At 59.9% G+C, this 10,354-nt stretch carries 10 protein-coding genes; 1 reads left to right on the top strand and 9 read right to left on the bottom strand.

All coding sequences use genetic code 11. The features are described from left to right. Nucleotides 1-12: 12 nt before the first annotated feature. Nucleotides 13-1,401 carry a NarK family nitrate/nitrite MFS transporter gene (locus tag BFV67_RS11285; RefSeq protein WP_025910957.1) on the bottom strand — a complete coding sequence of 463 codons (1,389 nt, stop codon included), beginning with the start codon at nucleotides 1,399-1,401 and terminating at the stop codon, nucleotides 13-15. A gap of 207 nt (nucleotides 1,402-1,608) precedes the next feature. Next, the gene (locus tag BFV67_RS11280; protein ID WP_021240211.1) at nucleotides 1,609-2,184 is read right to left on the bottom strand and encodes a TetR family transcriptional regulator; all 576 of its coding nucleotides are present in this window, start codon (nucleotides 2,182-2,184) and stop codon (nucleotides 1,609-1,611) included. A gap of 117 nt (nucleotides 2,185-2,301) precedes the next feature. Between BFV67_RS11280 and BFV67_RS11275 the strand changes: the two genes are divergently transcribed. Beyond that, a complete protein-coding gene (locus BFV67_RS11275; protein WP_069598347.1) occupies nucleotides 2,302-3,789 on the top strand; it encodes an MFS transporter in 1,488 nt (495 codons plus the stop codon). Between the two features lie 66 nt (nucleotides 3,790-3,855). On the opposite strand, the gene BFV67_RS11270 is transcribed toward BFV67_RS11275, so the two are convergent. From BFV67_RS11270 to BFV67_RS11240, 7 genes are read right to left on the bottom strand one after another with little or no spacing between them, the layout of a single operon-like run. After that, nucleotides 3,856-5,082, bottom strand: coding sequence for a Zn-dependent hydrolase (locus BFV67_RS11270; protein ID WP_069598346.1), 1,227 nt, complete (start codon nucleotides 5,080-5,082; stop codon nucleotides 3,856-3,858). Further along, nucleotides 5,079-5,561 carry an L-2-amino-thiazoline-4-carboxylic acid hydrolase gene (locus BFV67_RS11265; protein ID WP_069598345.1) on the bottom strand — a complete coding sequence of 161 codons (483 nt, stop codon included), beginning with the start codon at nucleotides 5,559-5,561 and terminating at the stop codon, nucleotides 5,079-5,081. Before BFV67_RS11265 ends, BFV67_RS11270 begins: the two co-directional genes overlap by 4 nt. 17 nt (nucleotides 5,562-5,578) lie before the next feature. Beyond that, nucleotides 5,579-6,736: a branched-chain amino acid ABC transporter substrate-binding protein gene (locus BFV67_RS11260; protein WP_069598344.1), complete on the bottom strand. Its 1,158-nt coding sequence runs from the start codon at nucleotides 6,734-6,736 to the stop codon at nucleotides 5,579-5,581. A 28-nt stretch (nucleotides 6,737-6,764) separates the two neighbouring features. Then, entirely contained in the window at nucleotides 6,765-7,484 is a 720-nt protein-coding gene (locus BFV67_RS11255) for an ABC transporter ATP-binding protein (RefSeq protein ID WP_023327555.1), read from the bottom strand. After that, nucleotides 7,477-8,244 carry an ABC transporter ATP-binding protein gene (locus BFV67_RS11250; protein ID WP_069598343.1) on the bottom strand — a complete coding sequence of 256 codons (768 nt, stop codon included), beginning with the start codon at nucleotides 8,242-8,244 and terminating at the stop codon, nucleotides 7,477-7,479. The genes BFV67_RS11255 and BFV67_RS11250 overlap by 8 nt, the downstream gene beginning before the upstream one ends. Continuing rightward, entirely contained in the window at nucleotides 8,241-9,347 is a 1,107-nt protein-coding gene (locus BFV67_RS11245) for a branched-chain amino acid ABC transporter permease (protein ID WP_069598342.1), read from the bottom strand. Before BFV67_RS11245 ends, BFV67_RS11250 begins: the two co-directional genes overlap by 4 nt. A gap of 8 nt (nucleotides 9,348-9,355) precedes the next feature. Beyond that, nucleotides 9,356-10,306: a branched-chain amino acid ABC transporter permease gene (locus tag BFV67_RS11240; protein WP_047071811.1), complete on the bottom strand. Its 951-nt coding sequence runs from the start codon at nucleotides 10,304-10,306 to the stop codon at nucleotides 9,356-9,358. Between the last annotated feature and the right edge of the window lie 48 nt (nucleotides 10,307-10,354).

Below are 10,354 nucleotides of genomic sequence, written 5' to 3'. Positions count from 1 at the left end.
TCGGACGTGTAGTTATTCTTGTTTTGCGGATTTGCGGCCATACACCAGCCAGGTAACGAGCACGCAGACGATGTAAAACACGAGGAACACCTTCATGGCGCCGACCGGCGATCCGGTCATTGCCAGCGAGGTGCCAAAGGCTTTGGGAATGAAGAACCCGCCAACGGCGCCGATAGCGGAGATAAAGCCCAGCGCGGCGGCGGTTTCTGTCACCGCTTCGTGCTGCGCCTGCTCGTCCGTGCCGCCCTGCTTTTTGACGCGGTCGAGCGTGATTTGGCGGAAAATAATCGCGATCATCTGGAAGGTGGATCCGCTGCCGAGCCCGGCGGTGAGGAACAGCCCCATAAAGACCAGATAGAACGCGACGAAGCTGCCGGAGCCAGAGCCGGGCAGCGTCAGGAAGATCAGGGCGCTGAAGAGGGCCATAAAGACGAAGTTAATCAGCGTGACCCGCACGCCGCCCAGTTTGTCAGAGATCATCCCGCCCGCTGATCGCGCCAGCGCACCGATTAGGGGGCCAAAGAAGGCGAGGTGCAGAATGTTGACGTCCGGAAACTGGGTTTTTGACAGCATGGCAAAGCCCGCCGAGAAGCCGATAAACGAGCCGAAGGTCGCCAGATAAAGCAGGCTCAGCAGCCAGAGATGAAAGCGCTTCAGCACCGGGAGCTGGCTGGCGATAGAGGCCTTGGAGCTGGCGATATCGTTCATTCCAAAGAAGGCCGCAAGGGTGGCCAGCAGCAGCAGCGGCGCCCAGATCCAGGCCGCATTGGCCAGCCACAGGGTGGAACCGTCATCCTGCGGTACGCCCTCCACGCCCAGGAAGGTAAACATCGGCAGGAAGATCACCAGCGGCGCGACCAGCTGCATCACGCTGACGCCCAGGTTGCCGAGCCCGCCGTTAATACCGAGCGCGCTACCCTGTTTTGCCTTGGGGAAGAAGAAGCTGATGTTGCCCATGCTGGAGGCAAAGTTGGCGCCTGCAAAGCCGCAGAGCAGGGCAATCACGATAAAGATCCAGTAAGGCGTCGCGGTGTTCTGGATGGCCATCCCCAGCCAGACGCAGGGAATGATCAGGATGACGGTACTCAATACCGTCCAGTATCGTCCGCCAAATATGGGCACCATAAACGAATAGGGGACGCGCAATATCGCGCCGGAGAGAGAAGGTAATGCCGTTAGCATAAAAAGTTGATCGGTGGTGAAATTAAATCCGACTTTATTCAGATTGACGGCAATGGCGCTAAATAACATCCAGACGCAAAACGCTAACAGCAAACAGGCGACAGAAATCCACAGGTTTCTTCGCGCGATATGTTTTCCTTTGTTTTCCCAAAATTGCACATTTTCCGGTTTCCAGTTACTTAACAGATGCGGATTACTCTTCTCACTTTGTTGTGACATATCACCCTCTTGCTCGCCAGAATGAAGAGAAAACAAATGAAAACAGTTAGATAGATGTGAGTGCGCTGGTTGGTTTATTGGATGTTTTTGGATACAACTGAAAGGATAGATAAAAAAGCGAACCCCTGAGATTCGAAAGGAAATATGGGTTCGCTTAATGTGTTACTAATTGTAAAACTCGCGGTAAATAATACTCCGTTGGGAGTATTAACCCAATTCGAGGGAGATAAGTTTATCGAGATGCTTATTAAACGCCGCATCGTCCATTTCGGGCATATTTAAAATCGTGATCCCATCAAGCCCACAAACCAGCCCGATCAATCGCCAGGCAATATTTTCCGCGCGATCGGTAAGCGTAAAGGCGTTGGCCTCCGCCCCGGCGCGGATAATCGCCACGGTCTCCTGATGCCACATCTCCATGGTTAGGGCGTAAGCCGCGTTGATTTCAGGATCCCGGCTGGCGAGAATTTGAGCTTCCCGCCAGAGGCGAATGTAAGGCTCAAGCCCGCCGTCGTCACTGCCGAGCATGCTGTGCAGCCGTTCCCGCCAGCTGGCGTTTTCACCCACCACGTCGGCATCCAGCAGCTCGCGGATCACGCGCACAAAGGCCAGCGATTTTAGCTCGCCGCCGGAGGCGAAGTGGTGGTGGACCTGTCCGGTCGCGACGCCCGCTTCAGCGGCAATTCGCCGTACCGTCATGGCTGCCAGCCCCTCGGCCAGCGCCACGCGCATCGCGGCCTGCAGGATCGCTTCCCGTCTCTCTTCCTTGCTCAAATATTGCATTTTTTCACTACTCTCAATAGGAATGAAACGAGTGTAACAAAAAGCTGGACACGCGTTCAACTTTACGTAGGATCGCAATCTGGACATGTGTCCAGGTTTGAGATGAAAAGGAAATTTATGTTTCGTCAGTGGTTAGCGTTAGTGATTATCGTGCTGGTGTATATCCCGGTGGCGATTGACGCGACGGTGCTGCACGTAGCGGCGCCGACATTGAGCATGACGCTGGGCGCCAGCGGCAATGAACTATTGTGGATCATCGATATTTACTCGCTGGTGATGGCGGGAATGGTGCTGCCGATGGGCGCCCTGGGTGACCGCATCGGTTTTAAACGGTTGTTGATGATCGGCAGTACGCTGTTTGGCCTGTCATCGCTGGCGGCAGCGTTTGCCCCCTCAGCAGGGTGGCTGATCGCGGCGCGCGCCTCGCTGGCGATTGGTGCGGCCATGATCATTCCTGCCACTCTGGCGGGGATCCGCACGCTCTTTACCGACGCGAAAGATCGCAACATCGCGCTCGGCGTCTGGGCGGCGGTCGGTTCCGGCGGGGCAGCGTTTGGCCCGCTGATTGGCGGTATGCTGCTCGAGCATTTTTACTGGGGATCGGTGTTTTTGATCAACGTACCGATTGTGCTGGTGGTGGTGTCGCTGGCCGCGCGTTTTGTCCCCCGTCAGCAGGGCCGACCGGAGCAGCCGCTGAATATCAGCCATGCCATCATGCTGATTGTGGCGATTTTGCTGCTGGTCTACAGCGCCAAAACCGCGCTTAAGGGCGCTCTGGCGCCGTGGCTGGTGGCGTGTACCCTGCTGACGGGTGCCGTGATGCTGTTTATTTTTGTGCGCATCCAGCTGCGCGCCCGCGTGCCGATGATCGACATGCGCCTGTTCTGTCACCGCATCATTTTAAGCGGCGTGGTAATGGCGATGACGGCGATGATCGCCCTGGTGGGCTTTGAATTGCTGATGGCGCAGGAACTGCAGTTTGTCCATGGCTTTACGCCGTTCGAGGCGGGCATGTTTATGCTCCCGGTAATGGTGGCCAGCGGGTTCAGCGGACCGATTGCCGGTGTGCTGGTGGGCCGTCTGGGGCTACGCATTGTCGCTGCGGGTGGCATGGGGCTGAGCGCGGTCAGCTTTATCGGCCTGTCGACGCTCGACTTCAGCACGCAGCAGTGGCAGGCGTGGGGGCTGATGGTGCTGCTCGGCTTCAGTGCCGCCAGCGCGCTGCTGGCCTCGACCTCGGCCATTATGGCGGCCGCGCCGAAAGAGAAGGCGGCAGCCGCCGGAGCCATTGAAACCATGTCCTATGAGCTGGGGGCCGGGCTGGGGATCGCCATTTTTGGTCTGCTGTTGACCCGCAGCTTCTCGGTGTCGATTGCGCTGCCGCAGGGGCTGCATGCCTCGCTCGCCGATAAAGCCTCGTCATCGATTGGTGAAGCAATGAAGGTGGCGCAGGATCTGACGCCGTCCCTCGCGGAGCCGGTGATTGAGGCGGCGAAAAGCGCGTTTATTACCTCCCACAGCGTGGCGCTGGGGAGTGCAGGCGGAATGCTGCTGTTGCTGGCAGTGGGGATCTGGTTCAGCCTGGCGAAGGTGCCGAAGGGGTAAAACACGCCCGGTGGCGCTGCGCTTACCGGGCCTACGGGCGCGGTTGTCCGAGCCGCGCCACCCGGTTTATTTTTCCTGGGCCGCGGCCAACACGCTGTGCAACAGCACGTTTGCCCCTTTTTCCGACCACTCCGGCAGGATCCTTTCCGCTTCGTTATGGCTGATGCCCTTCACGCAGGGGATAAAAATCATGCTGGCAGGGGCAATTTTGCTGACATAGCAGGCGTCATGTCCCGCGCCGGAGACCATCGGTTTCGCCGAGTAGCCCAGTTCCGCCACGGCCTTCTCCGTGCGGGCCAGACATTCGGCATCAAACGCGATGGGCGCGTAGTCAAAGATGCGCTCAACGACAGCCGCCACCCCGCGCAGGCTCAGGCTTTCAGCCACCTTATGCAGCGCTGCCTCCATGGCTTCCAGCGCCGTCTGCGCCGGATGGCGAAACTCCACGCTGCAGACCACCCGAGACGGCACGACGTTGCGCGAGTTTGGCGTAACCTGCGCCATACCGATCGTCGCCCGTCCGTCCGGCGCATGCCGATAGCCAATCTCCTCCACCTTCAGCGCCAGCTCCGCGAAGGCGGTCAGCGCGTCGCGGCGGCTGTGCATCGGCGTGGTGCCCGCGTGGGCGGCAAACCCGTCCAGCGTCAGGGTAAACCAGCGCTGGCCCATTGCCGCGCGGACTAACCCGATATCCAGGGCTTCGTCTTCCAGAATCGGGCCCTGTTCGATGTGCAGCTCGTAGCAGGCGTGAACCGGAAACGCGCGGGCAGGGGCTTCACCCCGGTAGCCGATGCTTTCCAGCGCTTCACCCACGCTGATACCGTCGCTATCCGCGCGGGCGTGGGCGTATGCTTCGCTAAATTGCCCCGTCCAGACCCCTGAAGCGAGCATGGCTGGCGCGAAGCGCGCGCCTTCTTCGTTGGTCCAGTTGACCAGCACAACGTCACGTTCCGTCTCAATGTGATGGTCGTTGAGCGTTCGCAGCAGCTCCAGCCCGGCCAGCACGCCGTAAACCCCGTCGTAGTTCCCCCCCAGCGGCTGCGTATCCACGTGCGAACCGGTCATGACCGGGGCAAGCTGCGGATTTTTCCCCGCACGACGGATAAACATATTGCCCATGCTGTCGACGTCACAGGTAAAACCGGCGTCCAGCGCCCAGTCGCGAAGCAGATTACGCGCAACGCGATCTTCCTCGCTCAGTGCCAGACGGGTGACGCCACCGGCGGGCGTACCGCCGATCTGCGCCATCATCTCAAGCGTTGACCACAGCCGTTCGGCGTTGACGCGGATCATGGCTTGTCCTTACTGCAGCGGTAGCGGAAATCACAGCACGCGCCGCCCTGCATAATGGTGGTGGTGCGGGTTAGCTCTACGTCGGGCGCATAGCCCACGATGAATTTTTCATCGCGCGCGCAGGAGAGCAGGTGACCAATTTCGCCCAGCCCCATCTCGTGGTACATCTCCGCGTAGCGACAGCGGGTCACGTTGTAGTTGTACTGCTGGTCGTCGGCGTCGATCACCTTCACCTCCAGGGCGTTATCTTTCTCCCACAGATACTGCAGGGCGATAAAGCTCTTGATGTTCGCGCCGTTGGGTTCTTTGCTGGCAAACCCTTTGCCAGCGTCAATCGCGGCCTGCTCAATGGCCTCACCAATCACCGCCTGGGCGCGGTCTTTCCCTATCTCGCGCACCAGGATTTCATAAATTGGCTTAATAATTTCGGCTTCAATTTTGCGGCGGGCGAGAATGCCCAGCTCATTATTATTACTCATCACATTGCCTCGCTGCGTTACTTCGCTTTTGCGCCGCCCAGCACGGTCTGCGGCTGCCATTTGCCGTCGACAACCTTATAGACCGTGAACGACGGCGATTTCAGGTTGCCCTCTTTATCAAACGCGATCTGTCCGGTAACGCCGGAATAGCTGATGGCGCGCAGGGCGGGCAGATAGTCGGACGGCTCAACGGAGTCTGCTTTTTCCATCGCCGCCACCAGCACGCGGGTGGCGTCATAGGCGAACGGGGCGTGCAGTTCGATATGGGTGTGGTAGCGGGACTGGTACGCCTGCTCGAACGCTTTACCACCCGGCATCTGGTCAACGGGCAGACCCGGCTCCAGCGCCACAACGCCTTCGCCTTCTTTCTGCGCCAGCTTGAGGAACGTCTGGCTGACGAATCCGCCTGCGCCCATCAGCGTGGCGTTCATGCCCAGCTGTTTGATGCGGCGCGCCAGCGGTGCGGCCTGGCTGTCGACGCCGCCGAAGAAGATCAGATCGGCGTTTTTACTGCGGATGGCGGTCAGTACGGCGCTGAAATCGACCGTTTTGTCATCCACGTACTGACGATCGACAATTTTCACGCCCTGGGCTTCCAGCGATTTTATAAACTGGTCTGCCAGACCCTGACCGAAGGCGGTACGGTCGTCGATCACCGCAATGCGTTTGGCTTTCAGGGAGTTAACCGCGTACTGACCGGCGAGCTGACCGCCGTCATCGTCGTGGCCCATCACGCGGAAGCTGGTGTCAAAACCCTGTTGGGTATAGGCATGACCGGTTGCGACCGGCGCCACCTGGGCAATACCCGCATCGTGATAAATGCGGGCCGCCGGAATGCTGGTGCCGGTATTCCAGTGACCGACCACGCCCGCCACGCCGCTATCCACCAGACGCTGCGCGACGGCTACGGCGGTGCGCGGGTCGGACTGATCGTCTTCGGACTGCAGTTTGAAGGTCACCGCTTTGCCGCCGATGGTCGGGTGCTGCTTGTTAATGTCGTCAATGGCCAGCTGCGCGCCGTTCTCCAGATCTTTCCCGATACGGGCAGACGGGCCGGTCAGCGGGCCTGCTAGTCCGATGACCACGGTTTCACCGTCGGCGGCCCACGCGGACGTTGAGGCAAAACCGCCGAGCAGAATAGCGGCGCTGAGCGCACTGATTTTTACTGTTTTCATTGTATTTCCCTGATGTTGGCTGGTGTGGTTAAACGGGCATTTCGCCCAAATAAATCTGTGCAATCTGGTCGTCGTTGAGGAGCGCTTTCGATTCGCCATGATGAACAATGCTGCCGCTGTCCATGACCCACGCGCTGTCGGTGACTTCCAGCGCGAGACGAGCGTTTTGTTCGATAAGCAGCAGGGCGACGCCGCGCTCGCGCAGCCCGGCAATAACGGCAAAAATGTTCTCGACCATCTTCGGGGCAAGGCCCATTGACGGCTCGTCGAGGATCAGCAGGCGCGGGCGACTGAGCAGGGCGCGGTTAAGGGCCAGCAGCTGTTGCTCGCCGCCGGACAGCAGACCGGCAAGCTGATGCTGGCGTTCGCCCAGACGCGGGAAGCGCTCGAAAATTTCGTTCATCTCGCGCCTGGCGGTGACAGTGTCACGCCTGAGCCAGGCGCCCATCTGCAGGTTTTCCAGCACCGTCATGCGGGAGAAGATCCCGCGGCCCTCCGGGACCATCACCAGCCCGTCGCGAAGCAGGTTCTCCGGGCTCTGTTTACGTACCGCTTTACCGTTGAAGTCAATGCTGCCGCTAAAGCTTTCCAGCCCGGTAATGGCGCGCACGGTGGAGCTTTTCCCCGCGCCGTTCGCGCCGATCAGCGTAGCCTGTTCGCCCTCGCGCAGGGTAAAGGAGACATCGCGTACGGCCTGAATGCCGCCGTAATGCACGTCCAGACGTTCCACCTTCAGTAATTCAGACATGGGCGTTACCTCCAAGCCAGGCGGCGACCACTGCCGGGTCGCGCCGCACGCTTTCCGGCGTGCCGGTGGCGAGCGTTTTGCCGTAATCAAGGACCGTCAGGCGATCGCAGATGCCCATCACCAGCTTGACGTCATGCTCAATCATCAGCAGGGTTTTGCCGTCATCGCGGATACGGATGAGCAGCTCGCCGAGCGCCACTTTTTCCGCCGCGTTCATCCCGGCGGCGGGTTCATCCAGCGCCAGCAGCAGCGGATCCGTTGCCAGCGCGCGGGCGATTTCAAGCCGACGCTGATGGCCATAGGCCAGGTCGCAGGCGCGATAGTGGGCGAACTGCGCAATGCCGGTATAGTCCAGCCAGTGCCAGGCCAGCTCGCGGGTCTGTTTCTCTTCCTCACGGGCGCGTTTGTGGCGGCTCAGCGCGGCCCACAGGCCGTTCCGGGTGCGCACGTGGCGGCCCACCATCACGTTTTCCAGTACCGACATGTCGTTGAAGAGGCGCACGTTCTGGAAGGTGCGCGCAATCCCGGCGGCGGTCACTTTCTCTATGTGTTTTGGGAAATAGGGCTTATCCGCTATCGAAAACTCGCCGCTGTCCGCCGGATAAAGGCCGGTGATGAGGTTAAAGCAGGTGGTTTTTCCCGCGCCGTTGGGGCCGATCAGTCCGTAGATCTCGCCTTTGTTCACGGTTAAGGAAACGTCATCTACAGCAGTCAGCCCGCCGAAGCGTTTTGTCATGTTGCGTACGGTTAACAGTCTCATGCCTTCGCCTCCTTGTGGCGTACCGGCCAGATCCCGGACGGGCGCACCAGCATAACCAGCACCAGTGCCAGACCGTAAAACAGCTGGCGCAGCACTTCCGGGTCAATCAGCACCGTACCGAACAGCGCCTGCTGAACCGGTGCTGCCTGGCTGCGCAGCAGTTCCGGCAGGGCGGTAAGCAGTACCGCGCCCAGGATCACGCCCGGAATGTGCCCCATGCCGCCCAGCACCACCATCGCCAGTACGGCAATCGATTCCTGTAACGTGAAGGACTCCGGGGAGACAAAGCCCTGAAACGCGCCGAAAAGCGCACCCGCCACGCCGCCAAAGGAGGCGCCCATCGCAAAGGCGAGCAATTTATAGTTACGCACGTTGATGCCCATCGCGCGCGCCACATCTTCATCCTCGCGGATGGCGTGCCAGGCGCGACCAATTCGGGAATGCTGCAGGCGCAGGCAGACAAAAATAATCGCCACAATGACCAGCATCAGCAGGTAGTACCACAGCCACAGGGCAGGCACTTTGAAACCAAACCAGTGGTATACGCCGCTGAACTTCAGGCCGAAAAGGTTCAGCGTATCCACCCCGGTAATGCCCTTAGCGCCATTGGTAATGTTTACCGGACGGTCGAGGTTACGCATCAGGATGCGGATAATTTCGCCAAAGCCGAGGGTCACTATCGCCAGGTAGTCCCCGCGCAGCTTGAGCGTAGGAGCACCGAGTAACATCCCGCAGACGGCCGCGACGAGGGCGGCCAGCGGAATAATGAGCAGATACGAGGTGTGCAGCCCCTCCGGGAACCAGACGCCGAGGATCGGGAACACCTCCAGCAGGTGCGGGGAAGCCATCAGTGCCGCGAGGTAGGCGCCGACCGCGTAAAAGGCGATAAAGCCCATGTCCAGCAGGCCGGTATAGCCCACCACAATGTTAAGCCCGAGCGCCAGCATGATGTAGAGCAGGGCGAAGTCGATGACGCGCACCCAGTAGTTGCCGCCAAGCTGCGTGGCCACCACGGGCGCAATCAGCAGCGCGAGGCAGAACAGGCTCATGCCTGACCAGAATTTGCGCGTCGTCGCCGGGGTCTGGAGTTGAAGTGTTGTCATGGTATTCCTTACGCCCTGTTCGCCACGCGCTCGCCCAGCAGGCCAGCCGGACGGAAGACCAGCACCAGGATCAGCACCATAAAGGCAAAGACATCCTGATAGTTGCTGCCAAATACGCCGTGGGTCAGTTCACCCAGGTAGCCTGCGCCCAGCGCTTCGATAATGCCGAGCAGGATGCCGCCAATCATGGCGCCACGAATGTTGCCAATGCCCCCCAGCACGGCGGCGGTAAAGGCCTTGATCCCAGGTAAAAAGCCCATCGAGAAGCTGGCGTTACCGTAGTTGCTGGCCATCATCACGCCTGCCAGCGCGGCAAACGCCCCACCAATCGCAAACGTCAGGGTGATGATGGCGTTTGGGTTAACCCCCATCAGCGTGGCCACGCGCGGGTTTTCCGCCACGGCGCGCATGCCGCGCCCCAGACGGGTGTATTCCACCAGCAGCCAGAGCCCGGTCATCACCGCCAGCGCAAGGACAACGGTGACGATACCGGTGACGGTGACGATGGCAGGAGGATGCGCTTCGCTGCCTGACGTGACGGCGATAGGGTCCATCGGCAGGATCTGCGGGAACATCAGCGGGTTGCGCGTCCAGATAATCATCGCCACGGTTTGCAGCAGGACCGAAACGCCGATACCCGAGATCAGCGGCGCGAGGCGCGGGGCGTTGCGCAGTCGACGGTAGGCAAAGCGTTCCACGGCCATCGCCAGCAGGGCGCAGACGGCCATGGCAATCATCAGGGCAACGCCGAGCTGCAACAGCTGCGGCATATGCGGGAAGGTGGTATTCAGGGCGTTAATGGCGGAGAGCGTGGTGAGCGCGCCGACCATCAGAATATCGCCGTGAGCAAAGTTAATAATGCGCAAAATGCCATACACCATGGTATAGCCCAGCGCGATAAGCGCGTAGATGCTTCCCAGCATCACACCGTTGATCAGTTGTTGTATGAGTGTATCCAACGTCTGTACCCGCAAAGTGCTCGTTCTGCGGCTACCATCCAATAAATG

This window comes from Enterobacter roggenkampii (assembly GCF_001729805.1).
GTDB lineage: Bacteria > Pseudomonadota > Gammaproteobacteria > Enterobacterales > Enterobacteriaceae > Enterobacter > Enterobacter roggenkampii.
This window is presented reverse-complemented; position numbering and strand designations above follow the sequence as displayed.

Bases quoted from the DNA above. Each gene is read 5' to 3' on its own strand.
- BFV67_RS11285 (WP_025910957.1), bottom strand. From the start codon at position 1,401: ATGTCACAACAAAGTGAGAAGAGTAATCCGCATCTGTTAAGTAACTGG.
- BFV67_RS11280 (WP_021240211.1), bottom strand. From the start codon at position 2,184: ATGCAATATTTGAGCAAGGAAGAGAGACGGGAAGCGATCCTGCAGGCC.
- BFV67_RS11275 (WP_069598347.1), top strand. From the start codon at position 2,302: ATGTTTCGTCAGTGGTTAGCGTTAGTGATTATCGTGCTGGTGTATATC.
- BFV67_RS11270 (WP_069598346.1), bottom strand. From the start codon at position 5,082: ATGATCCGCGTCAACGCCGAACGGCTGTGGTCAACGCTTGAGATGATG.
- BFV67_RS11265 (WP_069598345.1), bottom strand. From the start codon at position 5,561: ATGAGTAATAATAATGAGCTGGGCATTCTCGCCCGCCGCAAAATTGAA.
- BFV67_RS11260 (WP_069598344.1), bottom strand. From the start codon at position 6,736: ATGAAAACAGTAAAAATCAGTGCGCTCAGCGCCGCTATTCTGCTCGGC.
- BFV67_RS11255 (WP_023327555.1), bottom strand. From the start codon at position 7,484: ATGTCTGAATTACTGAAGGTGGAACGTCTGGACGTGCATTACGGCGGC.
- BFV67_RS11250 (WP_069598343.1), bottom strand. From the start codon at position 8,244: ATGAGACTGTTAACCGTACGCAACATGACAAAACGCTTCGGCGGGCTG.
- BFV67_RS11245 (WP_069598342.1), bottom strand. From the start codon at position 9,347: ATGACAACACTTCAACTCCAGACCCCGGCGACGACGCGCAAATTCTGG.